Annotated in this window: 15 protein-coding genes and 1 pseudogene; 10 read left to right on the top strand and 6 right to left on the bottom strand. The window is 57.2% G+C overall.

Going from position 1 to position 16293, the window contains the following annotated elements; translation table 11 throughout:
- Positions 1-10 precede the first annotated feature (10 nt).
- Positions 11-592: a rhombosortase gene (gene rrtA, locus ABIE59_RS07595; RefSeq protein ID WP_354445724.1), complete on the top strand. Its 582-nt coding sequence runs from the start codon at positions 11-13 to the stop codon at positions 590-592.
- Here the strand turns inward: rrtA and ABIE59_RS07590 are convergent.
- Positions 555-1478 carry an AEC family transporter gene (locus ABIE59_RS07590; RefSeq protein ID WP_354445722.1) on the bottom strand — a complete coding sequence of 308 codons (924 nt, stop codon included), beginning with the start codon at positions 1476-1478 and terminating at the stop codon, positions 555-557. The two genes, rrtA and ABIE59_RS07590, sit on opposite strands and share 38 nt — an antisense overlap.
- A 205-nt stretch (positions 1479-1683) precedes the next feature.
- Here ABIE59_RS07590 and ABIE59_RS07585 point away from each other — a divergent pair, with 205 nt between their 5' ends.
- Positions 1684-2382: a Crp/Fnr family transcriptional regulator gene (locus tag ABIE59_RS07585; RefSeq protein WP_342631117.1), complete on the top strand. Its 699-nt coding sequence runs from the start codon at positions 1684-1686 to the stop codon at positions 2380-2382.
- Positions 2383-2560: 178 nt separating this feature from the next.
- Here ABIE59_RS07585 and wrbA read toward each other — a convergent pair whose 3' ends face one another.
- Entirely contained in the window at positions 2561-3160 is a 600-nt protein-coding gene (gene wrbA, locus ABIE59_RS07580) for an NAD(P)H:quinone oxidoreductase (protein ID WP_152438996.1), read from the bottom strand.
- 198 nt (positions 3161-3358) lie between these two features.
- Between wrbA and trhA the strand changes: the two genes are divergently transcribed.
- The 3 genes from trhA (at position 3359) to ABIE59_RS07565 (ending at position 7046) form a co-directional block, all read left to right on the top strand.
- Positions 3359-4024, top strand: a complete 666-nt coding sequence (gene trhA / locus ABIE59_RS07575) for a PAQR family membrane homeostasis protein TrhA (RefSeq protein WP_354445719.1) — start codon at positions 3359-3361, stop codon at positions 4022-4024.
- A gap of 16 nt (positions 4025-4040) precedes the next feature.
- Complete coding sequence (locus ABIE59_RS07570; protein ID WP_286922022.1) at positions 4041-5183, top strand: NnrS family protein; 1143 nt, start codon at positions 4041-4043, stop codon at positions 5181-5183.
- Between the two features lie 270 nt (positions 5184-5453).
- The gene (locus tag ABIE59_RS07565; protein ID WP_138435438.1) at positions 5454-7046 is read left to right on the top strand and encodes an MFS transporter; all 1593 of its coding nucleotides are present in this window, start codon (positions 5454-5456) and stop codon (positions 7044-7046) included.
- A gap of 364 nt (positions 7047-7410) precedes the next feature.
- Here the strand turns inward: ABIE59_RS07565 and ABIE59_RS07560 are convergent, their stop codons facing one another.
- Positions 7411-8916, bottom strand: coding sequence for an MFS transporter (locus tag ABIE59_RS07560; protein WP_058092619.1), 1506 nt, complete (start codon positions 8914-8916; stop codon positions 7411-7413).
- A 48-nt stretch (positions 8917-8964) separates the two neighbouring features.
- Positions 8965-9426 (bottom strand): universal stress protein, encoded by a 462-nt coding sequence (locus ABIE59_RS07555; RefSeq protein WP_061332956.1) that lies wholly within the window; start codon positions 9424-9426, stop codon positions 8965-8967.
- A 275-nt stretch (positions 9427-9701) separates the two neighbouring features.
- Here ABIE59_RS07555 and ABIE59_RS07550 point away from each other — a divergent pair, with 275 nt between their 5' ends.
- Together ABIE59_RS07550 and ABIE59_RS07545 are read left to right on the top strand one after the other, a co-directional pair.
- Complete coding sequence (locus ABIE59_RS07550) at positions 9702-11057, top strand: MFS transporter (protein ID WP_354445716.1); 1356 nt, start codon at positions 9702-9704, stop codon at positions 11055-11057.
- An 18-nt stretch (positions 11058-11075) separates the two neighbouring features.
- Positions 11076-11534, top strand: coding sequence for an EVE domain-containing protein (locus ABIE59_RS07545; RefSeq protein WP_354445714.1), 459 nt, complete (start codon positions 11076-11078; stop codon positions 11532-11534).
- A 27-nt stretch (positions 11535-11561) separates the two neighbouring features.
- Here ABIE59_RS07545 and ABIE59_RS07540 read toward each other — a convergent pair whose 3' ends face one another.
- Positions 11562-12914, bottom strand: coding sequence for a hypothetical protein (locus ABIE59_RS07540; protein WP_354445712.1), 1353 nt, complete (start codon positions 12912-12914; stop codon positions 11562-11564).
- 216 nt (positions 12915-13130) lie between these two features.
- On the opposite strand from ABIE59_RS07540, the gene ABIE59_RS07535 reads away from it, so the two are divergent.
- Complete coding sequence (locus ABIE59_RS07535) at positions 13131-13952, top strand: ion transporter (RefSeq protein ID WP_354445710.1); 822 nt, start codon at positions 13131-13133, stop codon at positions 13950-13952.
- Positions 13953-13958: 6 nt separating this feature from the next.
- Here the strand turns inward: ABIE59_RS07535 and ABIE59_RS07530 are convergent, their stop codons facing one another.
- Positions 13959-14336: a SirB2 family protein gene (locus tag ABIE59_RS07530; protein ID WP_354445708.1), complete on the bottom strand. Its 378-nt coding sequence runs from the start codon at positions 14334-14336 to the stop codon at positions 13959-13961.
- 125 nt (positions 14337-14461) lie between these two features.
- Here ABIE59_RS07530 and ABIE59_RS07525 point away from each other — a divergent pair, with 125 nt between their 5' ends.
- Together ABIE59_RS07525 and fabA are read left to right on the top strand one after the other, a co-directional pair.
- Complete coding sequence (locus ABIE59_RS07525) at positions 14462-15646, top strand: NnrS family protein (RefSeq protein ID WP_354445706.1); 1185 nt, start codon at positions 14462-14464, stop codon at positions 15644-15646.
- 181 nt (positions 15647-15827) lie between these two features.
- Positions 15828-16199: pseudogene (gene fabA, locus ABIE59_RS07520) on the top strand (bifunctional 3-hydroxydecanoyl-ACP dehydratase/trans-2-decenoyl-ACP isomerase); the annotation flags it as partial.
- Positions 16200-16293 lie beyond the last annotated feature (94 nt).

The following is a 16293-nucleotide window of genomic DNA, read 5'->3' as shown; positions in this document are numbered from 1 at the left end:
TGTGTCCCACTTGGGGTATCGAACGGTTAACAAGCCCGCACTGGCACTGATGGCCCTGCTGGCCATTCTGTGCCTTGTGCCGGCCAGCAGCCTTGAGTGGCGGCCGGACCTTGCTCACTCCGGCGAATGGTGGCGACTGGTCACCGGCCATCTGGTTCATTTGAATGGTTGGCACCTGGTGCTCAACCTTGCGGGGCTTGCCGTGGTGCTGGCCCTCTACCCGCGCTTACTGCCGCTACTAACCCTGTCCATCGCCCTGATCTGTCTGGCAATTTTTATTTCCCTGGGGCTTCTGTTACTGCTGCCGGAGCTGCCTGGCTACCGGGGCTTTTCCGGCTGCCTGCACGGGCTGGCGGCGCTCCTTGCTATCCGTGGTTTTAGGGAAGATCGACTGTTGTCGTCCAGCATTCTTGTCTTGCTTGCGGGCAAACTGGTGATGGAGTCAGCCGGGCTGGGCCTGGCCGGTAGCGCCAACCTGATCGGAGGGCCCGTAGTCTGGCAAGCCCATGCCCTGGGCTTTGCCGGAGGGATAGTCTTCGCAGGCCCGGGCCTGCTTACGCCCCGAACACCAAAGCAATCATCACCGGAATAAAGCCCAGCGCAAACAACGTACTGAGCAAGGTGGTACCTGCCGCCTGCCGGGGCGCGGCATCCAGCAGGGTGGCGATCACGACCGTGTTGGCGGCAATCGGGGTGATGGAAATCAGGAAAATGGCCTGGTGCACCGCCAGGCCGTATATGCCCAGCAGATGGGCATCCAGCCACCAGAAAGCCAGCGCCAGTAACGGCCAGCTGACGAACTTGCCAAAAAAGGCCAGGCCGGTGAACACCGGGTTGCCGGCCAGGCCCCGGAAACTCAGTATGCCCATGCCGATGATCATCATACCCAGAATGCTGTAGGCGCCGCGCAGATTATCGAATAACGGCACAAACGCCTCCGGAATCGACACCCCCGACAGATTCAACGCCACCGCCGCAGCAAAGGCATACACCGATGGCAGCCTCGCCACCCGGGCCAGGGCATCGCGAATGCTGTACTTGCCCCTTGCCGCCAAATAGAAGCCCACCGAGTTCTCAAACAGCGTGGTGCCCAGCATGCAGACGATATAGAGGGCCAGGCCCTGCTCTCCGAACAACAGCAAAGCCACAGGAATACCGAAGTAACCCGTGTTGCCGGTACCCACCGATAACGGGATAACCGGTGCACTGCCATCGGTCAGTAGTTTGCGAGCAATAGCCAGGTGAATCAGGGCAATCAGGGTGCAGAAACCGAACACCAGGGCGGGCAACAGAATGACCTCGAGCGTCAGCGGTGCCGCCATGACGCCAGAGAACACCACCGAAGGCGTCACGATGTAAAGCATGATCCCGGCGATATGTTTTCCACTGGCCTCCAGATAGCGCCCGGCAACCCAGCCGAGCGCAACGGTGACATACAGGGGAAGAAGTTTCACAAACAAAGCCAGCGCGGCCGCCATGGCGCCTCCGAGAGAAAGCAGAATCTTCTCGCCAAACAGGCAAGTCTACCACCTAACCACCAACAGTTAACTCTCATACGCAGGCGGGGAAGCCGCAGCAATAGGCTTATCGATTCAGTCAAATATCCTTAATGATTTAAGTCATTTTGGATGTTTGTTTTATGATAGGATAATTGACCTACGCCAATGTCGCGAAGGTTAGATTATGAACAGCAGTTTCAGGCCACCCATGGCCTCCGCACCCTGCTTGCTGGGGGATGAGACCAACGACATCATCCGCTACGACACCGCCCCGGCGGAAGTGGCCCTGCTGAACGGCCTGAGCCACGCCTTCGGGATATGCCTGAACGAAAAACAGGACAACCCCGAAGCCCTGTTCCTGAGTGACCTCGCCCGCCTGTTCCACCAGAAACGCATCGACGCCGAAACGCCACTGGAAAAGCACGACCGCCCCTGGGCCAACGTGTACCTTATCCAGTACGGCATCCTCAGGCTGTTCAGAGAATCCCCAACCGGCAAAGTCGCCATTCACCACTTCTTCACAGAAGGCGACTTGATCTGGCCGGTGTTCGGGCGCAGCCGCACCGTGCGCAATACCCTGTGCCTCACCAGCGTATTACCCGCCACCGTCTGGGTTGCCGATTTCGCAGCCTTCCGTTCTGCCATCCAGAGCCACGGTGACGGCCTGTGGGCGAGGTTTGCGCTGGTGCTGACCGAGGAAATGGCAGAGCTCACCAGTATGCGGGAATATCGCAAACACACTATGTCTGCCAAAGAACGCTACGCCCTTCTGGTGGACGAATACCCGGAGTTGATCAAACGGGTACCGGATAACCAGCTTGCCTCGTGGCTTGGTGTTGTACCTGCCACCTTCTCCCGACTGAAAACCGCAGCTAAGGCTTGAACCGGCAAACCAGACTCAGCCGTTTCCGACCAACTTGCTGTTCATGGCAGCTGCCAACATTATCAAGGGCGGCGCAAGTGAACTGATCACAGCTCCAGAAATAGCGGTCCTGAAAACAACAAGGGCAGAGGTCACCCCCCTGCCCTTGTTCGCGTTTAACGAATCCTAAATCCGTTAATCAGCCATGCAGCTTTACTGCCAGCTCCGCCACATGCTTGCCCTGATAGCGGGCAATGTTGAGTTCTTTTTCACTAGGCTGACGTGAACCATCTCCGCCAGCAATAGTGGAGGCACCATAGGGCGTGCCGCCATTGACTTCGGAGATGTCGAAGAAGTCCGGAATGCCGTACCCCAGCGGAACGATCACCATGCCGTGGTGAGCCAGCGTGGTCCAGAAGGAGCTGATGGTGTGCTCCTGCCCGCCTCCGGTGCCGGTTGAGGTAAACACACTCGCCACTTTTCCGTGCAGCTTGCCCTCGGCCCACAAGCCGCCGGTCTGGTCCAGGAAGGTGCGCATCTGACCGGCCATATTACCGAACCGGGTCGGCGTGCCGAAAATGATGGCGTCATAATCCGCCAGCTCGGCCGGGGTGGCCACCGGGGCTGCCTGATCGGCCTTGCCGCCGGCATTCAGGAATGTCTGATCTGCCATAGTCTCCGGCACCCGCTTTACCACCACATCGGCACCTGAAACGCTTTTTGCACCCTCAGCCACGGTGTTGGCCATGGTTTCCATGTGACCATACATTGAATAATAAAGAACCAGTACTTTCGCCATCGGATAATCTCCTTGTTCGCTATGAATGATCACAGCGTAACGGGCCGGGGCAAAAGCTGAAAACGGAAGATTTCCGGCAGGTTATTCAGTTTTTCTGAACATGGTCACAGGATGTTCATGGCATTTGTTTGCGTACACGTGTACGCTGAGCTGGATTATACTTTCAGCTCGTACAGACAACCTTAGATGAACGCACCTATGAACCAAGCCCAGACCACGGCAGAAACCCTCCATAACCGAATTGAGGAGTGGATTAACAGCGCTACCCACGGCCTCGGCGCTGTTCTCAGCGTTATCGGCACTGTCGCCCTGATAGTGGGTGCCAGCCAGATGGGGGATGTCTGGAAGATTGTCAGCTTCAGCGTGTTCGGGGCCTCTCTGATTCTGCTGTATATGGCCTCGGCGCTATACCACGGCACCCGCCATCCGAAACTGAAAACCGCGTTCAAAACCCTGGATCACTGCGCCATCTTTCTGTTGATCGCTGGCACCTACACACCGTTCCTGCTGGTCAATCTGCGCGGCACCACTGGCTGGACTCTGTTTGCAGTCATCTGGTCCCTGGCGCTGACCGGGGTAGTGCTGAAAGTGATTTTCAAGAACCGCTTCAAACTGGCCAGGGTGGGCATCTATGTTGCCATGGGGTGGCTGATCATCTTCGCCTCATCCGATCTGGTTGCAAACCTGAGCGAAACCGCCCTTTATCTGACTATCGCCGGGGGCATTGTCTACACCGCCGGTGTGGCGTTCTATCTGGCTGACCGCATTCCCTACATGCACGCCATCTGGCACCTGTTTGTCATCGGCGGCAGCGCCTGCCATTTCAGCGCCATCTATTTCGGTGTTCTGCCCCACACGGCCTGAAAAAGACGCCCACCGCATGAGTGCTTCGCAAAGCCCCGGACGAATCCACGCCTTCTGGCTTTTCTTTCCCGCTGCCGCTCTGTGGGCCGCAGTGGTTGTGCCAATGTCATTGTTTGCAGTCATGTCCGGAACCGGCTGGCCGCCGGGCTTGCTGGGTGCCGGCCATGGCCATGAGCTGATTTTCGGGTTTGCCCTGGCGCTGATTGCCGGTTATACCCTCGGCCCGCAACCGTGGAGACTACTTGCGCCCCTGTTTGGCCTTTGGCTTGCTGCGAGGTTCAGTTGGCTGCTGGCTCCGGAGTGGCTGCTCAGTCAGCTGCTCAGCCCGGCCTTTGCCCTGCTGCTGGCCTGGCAGGTAGTGCCGCGCTTTCAGGCTGCCAAAAAATGGCGCAACAAAATTGCCGGACCGCTGATCCTGGCTCTGTGCCTGCTGGCGCTGGCCTATGCCCTGACGGATTGGATACCTGCGGTGCTGACCAAAAGAAGCCTGATGGAAGTCGCCGTTCTGGGCCTGATGTTGCTGATGACGTTTATGGGGGGCCGAATCATCGCGCCGGCGGTGGCTGGCACCCTGGAGAAACGGGGCATCCCCCTGGAAGCCAGGGTTCAGCCTCGGATTGAGGGCGCTTTGCTGATTGTGCTGCCCCTCGCAATGATTTGTCTGCCTTTTTCTGGCACCCGCCTGATATCCGGTGCCCTCCTGTTGCTAGCCGCCACCCTGATCATTGTCCGAACGGTCCGCTGGAAGCTCTGGCGTTGCACCGACAGGCCGGATCTTCTGGTCCTGGCTCTCGGCTACCTCTGGCTGGCTGCGGGAGCCGGGGCCACAGGGGTTCACCTGTTTACGGGCCAATCATTGGTGCCGGCCCTGCACCTGATCACTATTGGTGCCCTCGGCACTTTATCTGGCAGTGTCATGCTGCGGCTGGCCTGGCAACGGGCTTGCCGCACCTTCCCTCCGGCCTGGCAGGTGCTGGCACTGGCGAGTGCCATGGCCATTGCTGCTATTAGCCGCTATCTCACTGGTGACGCGCCGTACTCTCAATCCAGTTTGCTCTGGCTGGCCAGTGGCGTCTGGGCCCTGGCTTTTTCCGGTTTGGCCAGCCAGTTACTGGCGCTGTTCCTGCTCAGCAAAAGTTCCTCAAATCGCGCCCTGTAAAGCCTGGAAATCATTGGCTACCTCTACTGCACCGTTTCGCTCTCCACCTACCACCGACGAAGTACCACCCATATAAGGCACTGTTTTAAATAAATTTATTGACTACTTGAGCAAAGCGCACTGAGCACCGCCTGGCTAGCTCAAGGCACCCGAATTTTTCACTGATATTCGTCAAGAATGGTTCTGCGGCTTCGTTTGCACAATGGGCTCATAGTCCGTAAACCACGACGACCGTGGCTCCGGCATGTTGTTCACCAAGGAGCAAACACCATGGCAAAAACCAACGCAGACATTGAACACTGGGATGTCGAAAACGAGGAATTCTGGGAACGGGAAGGCAAGAAAGTCGCCTCCCGCAACCTGTGGATCTCCATTCCCAGCCTTTTGATGGGCTTCGCCATCTGGCTGATGTGGGGCATGATCACCACGCAGATGATTAATCTGGGATTCCCGTTCTCGGTTGAGCAACTCTTTACCCTGACCGCCATTGCCGGCCTATCCGGTGCGACACTGCGCATTCCCGCCTCTTTCATGATCAAGATTGCCGGGGGGCGCAACACCGTATTCCTGACCACAGCCCTGCTCATGATCCCGGCATTGGGCACCGGCATTGCACTAATGAACCCGGATACACCCTTCATTGTGTTCCAGGCACTGGCACTGCTGTCCGGTATTGGTGGTGGTAACTTTGCTTGCTCCATGAGCAACATCAGCTCGTTCTACCCTAAGAGCAAGCAGGGTTATGGCCTCGGCATGAACGCCGGGCTTGGCAACTTCGGCGTGACCACCATGCAGATTCTGATTCCGCTGGTGATGACTGTCGGTATCTTCGGAGCGCTGGCCGGCGCGCCGATGGAACTGCAAAGCCCGAGCGGCACATTGATTGGCCGAATTGAGGCGGGTACCGACACCTGGATCCAGAACGCTGGCTTCATCTGGCTGGTTTTCCTGATCCCACTGGCCTTTGCTGGATGGTTCGGCATGAATAACCTGAAAGTGATCACGCCGAACCCGGGCAACCCGATATCCGCTTTCGGCAAGATCCTTGGTCTTTATGGCGTTGGCCTCTTGACCTCTCTTGCCGGCGTATGGGCATTAGGCATCCTGAACATGTGGGTGGCACTGCCACTGACAATTATCCTGACCTTGGTTTTGCTGCGACTGATCCCTGGCGATATCAAGCCCAACATCCAGAAACAGTTTGCCATCTTCAGCAACAAGCACACCTGGTCTATGACCGTGCTGTATATCCTGACGTTCGGCTCATTTATCGGCTTCTCTGCAGCCCTGCCGCTATCTATCAGCGTTATCTTCGGCAACATGATGGAAGTGGCAGCGGATGGCAGCGTTACCCGGGTGGCAAATCCTGATGCCCCGAGCGCGCTCACATGGGCGTGGATGGGGCCGTTTGTCGGCGCACTGATTCGCCCGGTTGGTGGCTGGATTTCAGACAAGATGGGCGGTTCCATTGTCACCCAGATCATCTCTGTCGTAATGGTGGTTGCATCAGTAGCCACCGGTTACGTGATGATGCTGGCATACAACTCGACCGACCCTAACGCCTACTTCCCGATTTTCCTGGTGCTGTTTATCCTGATGTTCGCCGCCAGCGGCATTGGCAATGGCTCCACGTTCCGCAGTATTGGTGTGATTTTCGATCAACAGCAGAAAGGCCCGGTACTGGGATGGACCTCTGCAGTGGCAGCTTACGGCGCCTTCATCGCACCACGGGTGATGGGACAGGAAATTCAGGCAGGCACTCCGGAAGTTGCTATGTACGGTTTTGCCGTATTCTATGCCGTATGCCTGGTGGTTAACTGGTGGTTCTACCTGCGCAAAAACGCCTACATCAAAAACCCGTAATTGCACCAACCAACGCGTTAGACCTCTGCTTGCCGGCCCCACAAGGGCCGGCTTTTTTGTGCCCAGACATCCTGCGGTCAAGCGCTGAAACCCGGACCAACAACGCCCACCTGAAGCCTCTAACGAGCGCCTCCAGCATCGCAAAACCGCCCCCCACCACCCCTACACACCTCAAAAACACACGACCAGCGCAGTCGCACCGCCCTCTGGAAACCATGGCAGACCATCACCACATCCAGTCCATCCAACCGTTGATCAAAATGCAGAGTCGCTCGAAAAACCCTGACCATCCGTTTATCACAAGTACAAAAAAGCCCGCCAGGATTGCTCCGTGGCGGGCTTGGATTGCTCGAGCTTTAAGGCATTACTTCGCCCCAAGCAGTGCCGCTCTCTGGCGCTCTTCCTCTTCAATCTGGAGATCCACAGAAGACACATGGTACTCATCAGAAAACGCGCTCTCAGGCTCCTTCAGCCAGAGGATACACAGCACCCAGCTGATAAACGCCCCGGCAGAGATAATAAAGAAGAACTGAGACGGTGTTACGAAGGTGAAGATGGTCAGATAGACCACCGCCCCGACGTTACCGTAGGCCCCCGCCATACCAGATATCTGCCCGGTCAGGCGGCGCTTGATGGACGGAATGATACCGAAGGTGGCGCCCTCTGCACCCTGCACGAAGAAGGAGGTGAATACGGTGATTCCCACGGCGATAATCAGCGGCCAGTTGGAGTTGAGCAACCCCATCAAGGCAAAGCCCAGACCAATACCAAACATATAGCTGAGCATGACAAACCGCCGATTGCCCATACGGTCAGACACCAAACCACCCATCGGGCGAGCCAGCAGGTTTACGAAGGCAAATGAGGCAGCAATCAGGCCGGCGGCCGTCGCACTCAGGCTCCAGGTTTCCTCGAAGAACATTGGCAGCATGGAGACCACCGCCAGCTCGGCACCAAAGTTAGCGAAGTAGGTACTGTTCAGGGCAGCCACGCTGCTGAACGGGTATTTATCGTCTTCCGGAACACCTTTTTTCAGGATCGGAATGTTAACCCGCAGAATCTGAATGATCTGATAGCAAACAATGGCGAAGATCACGGCGTAGCAGATAGCGGCACCCATGGGGCTCAGGTACCCCAGGTTCTGGATGCGCCACACCAGGATGGCCAGCACGCCGATCAGTGGAATAGTCCACAGGATCAGTTTAACCAGGTCTCCCCAGCTACTGACTTCCATGGCAGACGCCTTGCGGGGTTTGCGGTGCACGGTGCCTTCCGGGCCATCGGTAATGGCAAACCAGTACCAGATGCCGTAACCGGCCATCACAATGGCACTCTGGGCAATCGCCCAGCGCCAGCCATCATCGCCACCGTACATGGTGATGGCGATGGTCGGCAGAGACATCGCAGCCGCCGCAGAACCGAAGTTACCCCAGCCGGCGTAGAAGCCCTCGGCGAAGCCGATGTCCTTCGGCTTGAACCACATGGCAGTCATGTGGATACCCACCACAAAGCTGGCACCGATAGAGCTCAGCACCAGACGACTGATCAGCAGCTGGGCCATGGTGTTACCGAAGGCAAACACCAGGGCGGGAATGGCCATCACCACCATCAGCACCGAGAACACGCGGCGCGGCCCAAACCGGTCCAGAGCCATGCCGACGATGATTCGGGCAGGAATCGTCAACGCCACGTTACAGATGGCGAACAGGCGCAGGTCGTCTTTGGTCAGCCAGTCGACGCTTTTGAGCATACTGGATGCCAGGGGCGCCATGTTGAACCAGACATAAAAGGTAATGAAGAATGCAATCCAGGTCAGGTGCAGTGCCCTGATCTCCGGATTACGGACGCGGAAGACGTCAGCGACTTTCATTTTGAGCCTCCGGGGCTAGCAACAAGGGGAAAAATAATCCCAGCCACTTCAGCGGCTGGGCAGAATCAGGAGTGGGCACTGGACACGGCGGGCCAGAAACGAGCTGACGCTGCCGAAGGTCATGTAGTCCAGTTCGTCCACGAAATAGGTCAGGGAGCGAGCGATAAAGCCGCCATCAGGCTCGTGGCTGTGGCGGGCCAGTACCAGCATGTCGGGCCGTACTTTTTTCTCAGCTGCGAACAGCAGCATCTTGCGGGCATCACCATCCAGCAGCATGGTTTCTGCTTCCACGCCCTGGCTCTGGCACACTTCCAGCGCCTCCTTGAGGTGGCCCTTGAGCTCACTCACCTCTTCCTGGAACAGGTCTTCGTTACTGGATGTGATATCCCGGGGATTTTCTGCCACCGCCACCAGAGTCAGCCTGGGGGACAGTGCGCGAAACATGGTGATGGTCTGGGCCAGGGCCAGCCTGGCGTTTCTGGAACCATCGTAGGCAATCATGATGTTCATGGGGTTCTCCGAGGCATTTGCTGCCGGCGGCACCCGGCAGGACTTTGACTTTCCTCAGCATTACCCCACAGCGCGCGGGCCCCATAATTGACGTACATCAAGAGGTTCTGCGGGTACCCCACCAGAGAAACCCCGCAGCTATCCCCTTCCGCGTTATAGCCCCGGAACCCGTACCACCACTGCACCCAGCAGGAGGTACCTCCAATGCACCAGAAGCCAAACCAACATATTTGATATCGTTTACCTGAAGCCATTCACACCGTTCGAGAGCGGCCATGACCACCACTCCGACACCCAAAGACCAGTACCGGGCGCTGGGTTTATCCACCTTTGCGTTCACCCTCTGCTTTGCGGTCTGGACCATCTTCTCCATCATCGGCATCCGTATCAGCGAAGAGCTGGGCCTGACTGACACCCAGCTTGGCCTGTTGATGGCCACACCGATTCTGACCGGCTCTATCAGCCGCCTGTTTCTGGGCATCTGGACAGACCGTTACGGTGGGCGTTGGGTATTCGGCATATTGATGCTGACAACGGCAGCCTGTGTTTACCTGCTGACCTTTGCCACCACCTACCCGATGATGCTGCTCGGCGCCCTGGGCGTTGGCCTGGCCGGCGGCGCGTTTATCGTGGGGGTTGCCTACACCGCTGCCTGGTTCGAGCCCTCCAGGCAAGGCACAGCACTGGGTATTTTCGGGGCGGGCAACGTGGGGTCGGCGGTCACCAATTTTGGTGCGCCTTTCCTGCTGGTTGCCTTCGGCTGGGAAAAAACCGCCCAGATCTACGCCCTGGTGCTGGCACTGATGGGTGTTTTCTTTATTGTGTTGGCGAAAACCGACCCCCTGGCACAAGCACGGGCCAACGCCGAGCAAAAATCCTTTGCCGAGCAAATGGCGCCATTGAAAGAACTCAGGGTCTGGCGCTTCGCGCTCTACTATTTCTTTGTTTTTGGTGCCTTCGTCGCCCTGGCGCTCTGGCTGCCCCATTACCTGATCGGCGTTTATGGGCTGAATATCGAGACCGCCGGCATGATCGCCGCCATGTACACAGTGCCCGCCTCCCTGTTCCGCATCCTCGGCGGCTGGCTATCTGACCGTTACGGCGCCCGCCGGGTGATGTACTGGACCTTCACGGCCTCAGTGATATGCACCTTCCTGCTCAGCTACCCGCCAACGGAGTACGTTATCCACGGCATTGAGGGCGACATCCGCTTCAGTTTCGAGATCACTCTGGCGCTGTTCGTGGTGCTGACCTTCGTGCTCGGTTTCTTCATGTCCCTGGGCAAGGCGGCCGTGTATAAACACATCCCGGTGTACTACCCTATGCATGTTGGCGCGGTAGGCGGTGTGGTCGGTATGATTGGCGGGATCGGCGGCTTTCTGTTGCCACTGGCGTTCGGTGTGTTGAACGACATTACCGGCGTCTGGCAAAGCAGTTTCATGCTGATGTTCATCATTGTCGCCACTGCCCTGGCCTGGATGCACTATGCGATTCGCAAGGCGGAACGGGCCGAGTGGGCGGCCCATGAAGAACGCACAGACCTTCCGGAACTGGCCTCGCCGCAACTGTTCTACCCACTCAGCCGGCAGCACCAGGAAACACCACTGGTGAAGCCGCCACAGCAGTCCTGACAACGAGAGACCTTGCCCATGGCCAAGTGGCTGGTAAAAACGGAACCTTCAGAATGCAGTATTGACGACTTTGCTGCCAAGTCCGGCGGCAGCATTCCGTGGGACGGCGTGCGTAACTACCAGGCGCGCAATTTCATGGCACAGATGGCAGAAGGTGATGAGGTGTTTATCTATCACTCCAGCTGCAAACACATTGGCATTGCCGGCATCGTCACCGTGACCCGCAGCGCCTACCCGGACCCCAGCCAGTTTGATCCGGAATCGCCCTATCACGACAGCAAAAGCACGCCGGAAAAACCCCGCTGGCAGGCGGTGGATATGGCATTTGAGCGTAAACTACCGCGCCTGATCCCACTGGATGAACTGAAAGCCCTGCCGGGGCTCGACAACCTGCCGCTGGTGAAGAAAGGCAGCAGATTGTCGGTAATGCCGGTCAGTGATGAGGAGTGGCAGATCATTCTGCAACAGGTGGCGTAGCCACCTGTTGCAGTGAATGGCCGTTCCTCACTCATCGTGAGGAATTGGATCGGGGCTTCTGTCCCAGCCCACCAGGGCGAGCGTCGCCACAACCCCCAGCAACAAGCCTTGCCAGGGTTCAAAAAACGCCAGCGCCGCGCCAATCAGCACCACAGTGCCCCGTGAGGCATTATCCCGGGGTATCGACATGGCGATGTAGGCACAGGCGAAGCCGGTGAGCACCAGCGTCAGGGACAGCGCAACCCCCAACAGGGGCTTGAGCCCGGTCAGTAATGGCAGCAGGAAGTAAATGAACGGCAGACCCATCAGGTAATAAGATGCCAGCCCACTGTGCAGGCTGTTCATGGACTTGGGGCCCTGCTTCCAGCGTTGGACAACGATAACGTGCACGCCGGTCCAGACAGCGCCCTGGGTGGGGAAGAACGGTGCCACGATGCCCATGATGGCGTTGCGGATGGACAGGGAAAAGTGGGTACGGTTCAGGTTAATGTCGATGTGCTCGTCCTTGCGGACTTTCAGGCCTTCACGCAGCACTTCATTACCGGTAACCAGGTCACCGAACAGAATGATGTAGGCGATCAGGGCCAGAGGAATGCTCTGGACAATCATTTCTTTTGATGGCCAGCCATTCACCAACGGTGACGCTTTCGCCAGGGCTTCTCCCAGCGGCGGCACCACGAAGCCCCACTGGATATCAAAGCTCACCTCACCCACCAGCGGCCCGATAATGGCGGCGGCCAGAAAGCCCGGCAACAAACCCAACGCCCCCAGCATGAAGAAGAACCGGCTTCGGGCCTTCAGTTTTTGCATCGGTACCGAGAAAGTGAAAATCAGACAGATGGCACAGGCCAACCCGGTGGCAATGGGCTGTTCCAACAGGAAACGCTCGGCGTCGTCCACGAAGACTCGCTTGAGCGCGGCGATGGACGCGCCCAGAATAATGCCCGCTTTCAGGGTGTCAGGTAGCCAGATAATGAATCGCCGCCCCAAGCCGGTAATGCCCAGCATCAGAACCAGAGCGGCAAACACCAGGCTCAGGGCGGTCATGGCCTGAAACCGGCTGACCGGGTCGTCGTAGCCACCGATCACAAAGGCAAGAATTAACGGCAAGGCAGGCGTAATCCAACCGCCCGCGTAGGGTTCGCCGAAAACAATGACTGCCGAAGCTATCAAGGAGGCATGAATCATGGAAAGCGCAACCGCCTCCTCAAAACTCAAACCAAAGAAGGCTGTCATCACCGGTATCAGAGCCAGACCGGTTGCCGCAGAGACAAAGAGCCCCTGCAGAAACTCCGACCAGCATAACCGGGTATGGTAGAACGGCACGCGGAAGGTAAAGGGCCCCCAGCGCCAGCCGGCTAACTCAGGTCTTTCTGCCATGGGAAGTCACTCTCTTGTATTTGTTGTGAGTCACCTGATTATGGAAACCCTTTCCTCATAGCACGAATGAATAATTCTGATCATGTGAAATAAGCACTGTTTATAAAATGCATGCATCCCTCACAGGCCAATGCTGATCAACATTCAGGCTACCCAATACCCTCTGAGCGCTTTAGAATCCGGCTCCTCGCGAACTTTCTGGAGTCTTTGTCTGCCATGTCCTCCGAACTAAGCCCTGTTTCCGGTTTTGAACAACTGCGCCGCATTGAGTCCAGCAAACTCTTTCAGGGCGCGGTGATTGCCATCATTATCCTTTCAGCGCTGACCATCGGTGCCAAAACCTACGATGTCCCGCCACTGGTGGAGCGAAGCCTGAGCGTGCTGGACAATGCCATCACCCTGTTCTTCCTGGTGGAGATCCTGTTCCGCTTTGGCGTCTGTCAGAACAAAAAACGCTTCCTGTTCGATGGCTGGAACCTGTTTGATACCCTGGTGGTGATCGGCAGCCTGATTCCGCTGGATAACGCCGAAGCGGTGCTGCTGGGCCGCCTGCTGCGAGTGTTCCGGGTGCTGCGACTGGTTTCAGTGGTGCCTGAGCTGCGCTTTTTGATCAATTCTTTGCTCAAAGCCATCCCCCGCATGGGCTACATCGCCCTGCTGATGTTCATCATCTTTTACATCTATGCAGCCATGGGCTCCATGTTCTTTGCCGATATTGACGAGTTCCTGTGGGGGGATGTGTCCATTGCCATGCTAACCCTGTTCCGGGTAGCCACCTTTGAAGACTGGACAGACGTGATGTACGACACCATGGCGGTGTATCCATTAAGCTGGATTTACTACCTCACCTTCATATTCCTGACGGCGTTTGTGTTTCTGAACATGATGATCGGGGCAATACTGGAAGTAATGGGCGAAGAACAGAACGCCAAGGAAGCCGAAAAAGCCCACGACGAGCGAGACGAGATCGCCCGCCAGCTCCAGGCTGTTCAACAACAGCTTCAGGAACTGACCAGGCAGATCAGCGAGAGGAAATAAGGCGTTTTAGCCGAAGAACGGTTTGGCCATGGCCAGGTGAAGAATGGCGAGCACCTGGGCCAGGGCCAGAACAGAAGCAACAATCCGCACCGGTTTGGCCACAGTGGTTTTCAGAGCAAATACCCCGGCAATGATGTAACCAATCAGCAGCACGATCTTGGCGATCAGCCAGCCCGGCATGGAGTGGATGTAACCAACCACAAACAACAGGGAGATGGCGGACACCAGCAAAATGGTGTCGTTGATGTGCGGAATGAAACGCAACGGAGTATGACGCCAGCCCGGTCGACCCGCCGCATCAAGAACCAACCGCAGGGCGAACAGAATAATCGTCAGGTAGGCGGTGGCCATGTGCAGCATCTTCAGCAATACGTAGGCACTCATAGAACATTCCTTTCCTAATCAAAATGATGCCCGCATTGTACGCAAAATACCCCGAAGCAGGTATGGTTTCTCAACCTCATCACCTTTAACATATACTGCATATACATGTATTTGGGAGATTAGTTATGCAGTCCATTCCAGCCTCTCCTGAGCGCGCCTCCGCCAGCGTCAGCCAGCTCTTCAGTTACCCGTTCCGGATTTTCTTTCTGTCTATGACCTTACTGGCTATTGTCGCCATCCCCCTTTGGGTGCTGGAAGTGACCGGTACGGTACGACTGCCCCTGGCCATGCCGGGCCTGTTCTGGCATCAGCATGAAATGCTGTTCGGTTTCCTGTCGGCGGCTATCGCGGGCTTTCTGCTGACGGCGGTATGTGTCTGGACCCAAACCGAACGCACCCATGGCTCACTGCTGGTGGGTCTCTGGGGCGTCTGGCTGACTGGCCGCTTGCTTCTGGCCTTTGGCGGCAACCTGCCGGAATGGCTGGTGCAGGGCGTTAACCTCGCCTTCCTGCCGCTGGTGATGATCGATGCCGGCTGGCGTGTCTGGAAAGCCCGGCAGAAACGGCAGGTGATGATTCTGGTGGTACTGGGGCTGCTCTGGCTGATGCAGATCGGCTTTGTGACCCGGCTGGATATGTCCTTCAGCTATGGCGCGCTGATTATGGCCATGGCCCTGATCAGCATCATTGGCGGCCGCATCACGCCAGCCTTCTCCGCCGGCTGGCTGCGCCAGCGAGGCGGCAACGCCGAGGCCGTCAAAATGATTCCGGCCCTGGATATGGCCACGCTGTTCTCTATGATCCTGCTGATGGCCTCACTGATTACCGGGTGGCAAACGGTAACCGCCATGCTGGCGGTGGTGGCTGCTGTGCTGATGCTGGTTCGCCTGGCGAACTGGAAAGGTTGGCTGGTGCGCAGTGAACCCTTGTTGTGGATACTGCACCTGTCCATTCTCTGGGTACCGGTGGCCTTGCTGTTACTCGCCGGTTCTTTGCTGGCAGGCTGGCCAAGCAATGCCTGGACCCACGCCGCGGGTACCGGCGCCGTTGGCTGCCTGATTCTGGGCGTGATCGCCCGGGTCTCCCTGGGTCACACCGGCCGCCCACTGATTTTACCCAAAGGCATGGTTCTGGCTTTTGTGGCGGTTCAACTGGCGGCGGTTATTCGAGTTATCACCGCATTTGATATCGTTCCCTGGCACCCCGGCATCGGCACCAGCACCGCGCTGTGGGTGATCGCCTACCTGATTTTCCTGGTTCGCTACACCGGTGTACTGGCCAGCCCCAGGGCCGACGGTCGCGAAGGTTAATTCCGGCAATCCTCACCAAACAACAAAAGCAGGCCCGGGCCTCCGTCCCGGGCCTGCTTCTTAAATTATTTACGAACCTGGGGGAACTTCACGCCGACCATCATCCACTAAAGGTCAATAGCTCTTCTGGCGATAGGCGCTAAAGTAGAAGAAATGATTCTGCAACAGAGACACAGGCAATATGTATCCTGATCACTTTGACAAAGAAGACCTGATCCGCTGCGGTCACGGCGAACTGTTCCCGGGCGATATGCGCCTGCCCATCGATGAAATGCTGATGGTAGACCGCATCACCCATATTGCGGCAGACGACGGTGAATTCGGCAAAGGCAGCCTGGTGGCCGAACTGGACATCAACCCGGACCTCTGGTTCTTCAAAGTGCATTTTCAGGGCGACCCGGTGATGCCCGGCTGCCTGGGCCTGGACGCCATGTGGCAACTGGTGGGCTTCTTCCTGGCCTGGACCGGCGGCGAAGGCAAAGGCCGCGCCCTGGGTGCCGGCGAAGTGAAATTCTTTGGCCAGGTGTTGCCGACCAACAAAAAGGTTACTTACGAGCCTGTAAACCAAATTGTGTAACTGCCCACGACTGAGTAATCTTTTCAAAAGGATACCATCGTGGGTACACAAGTGGACCAAGAAAAACTCA

It is taken from the genome of Marinobacter sp. MBR-99, assembly GCF_040547575.1.
Classification (GTDB): Bacteria; Pseudomonadota; Gammaproteobacteria; order Pseudomonadales; family Oleiphilaceae; genus Marinobacter.
The sequence above is the reverse complement of the archived record's forward strand: the minus strand, read 5'-3'. Positions and strand labels throughout refer to the sequence as shown.

What these genes read in the sequence shown, in the direction of transcription:
- trhA (WP_354445719.1), top strand. Translation starts at nt 3,359, where the DNA reads ATGAACCAAGCCCAGACCACGGCAGAAACCCTCCATAACCGAATTGAG.
- ABIE59_RS07540 (WP_354445712.1), bottom strand. Translation starts at nt 12,914, where the DNA reads ATGGCAGAAAGACCTGAGTTAGCCGGCTGGCGCTGGGGGCCCTTTACC.
- ABIE59_RS07590 (WP_354445722.1), bottom strand. Translation starts at nt 1,478, where the DNA reads ATGGCGGCCGCGCTGGCTTTGTTTGTGAAACTTCTTCCCCTGTATGTC.
- ABIE59_RS07565 (WP_138435438.1), top strand. Translation starts at nt 5,454, where the DNA reads ATGGCAAAAACCAACGCAGACATTGAACACTGGGATGTCGAAAACGAG.
- wrbA (WP_152438996.1), bottom strand. Translation starts at nt 3,160, where the DNA reads ATGGCGAAAGTACTGGTTCTTTATTATTCAATGTATGGTCACATGGAA.
- ABIE59_RS07530 (WP_354445708.1), bottom strand. Translation starts at nt 14,336, where the DNA reads ATGAGTGCCTACGTATTGCTGAAGATGCTGCACATGGCCACCGCCTAC.
- ABIE59_RS07545 (WP_354445714.1), top strand. Translation starts at nt 11,076, where the DNA reads ATGGCCAAGTGGCTGGTAAAAACGGAACCTTCAGAATGCAGTATTGAC.
- ABIE59_RS07585 (WP_342631117.1), top strand. Translation starts at nt 1,684, where the DNA reads ATGAACAGCAGTTTCAGGCCACCCATGGCCTCCGCACCCTGCTTGCTG.
- ABIE59_RS07570 (WP_286922022.1), top strand. Translation starts at nt 4,041, where the DNA reads ATGAGTGCTTCGCAAAGCCCCGGACGAATCCACGCCTTCTGGCTTTTC.
- ABIE59_RS07550 (WP_354445716.1), top strand. Translation starts at nt 9,702, where the DNA reads ATGACCACCACTCCGACACCCAAAGACCAGTACCGGGCGCTGGGTTTA.
- ABIE59_RS07535 (WP_354445710.1), top strand. Translation starts at nt 13,131, where the DNA reads ATGTCCTCCGAACTAAGCCCTGTTTCCGGTTTTGAACAACTGCGCCGC.
- ABIE59_RS07525 (WP_354445706.1), top strand. Translation starts at nt 14,462, where the DNA reads ATGCAGTCCATTCCAGCCTCTCCTGAGCGCGCCTCCGCCAGCGTCAGC.
- ABIE59_RS07560 (WP_058092619.1), bottom strand. Translation starts at nt 8,916, where the DNA reads ATGAAAGTCGCTGACGTCTTCCGCGTCCGTAATCCGGAGATCAGGGCA.
- ABIE59_RS07555 (WP_061332956.1), bottom strand. Translation starts at nt 9,426, where the DNA reads ATGAACATCATGATTGCCTACGATGGTTCCAGAAACGCCAGGCTGGCC.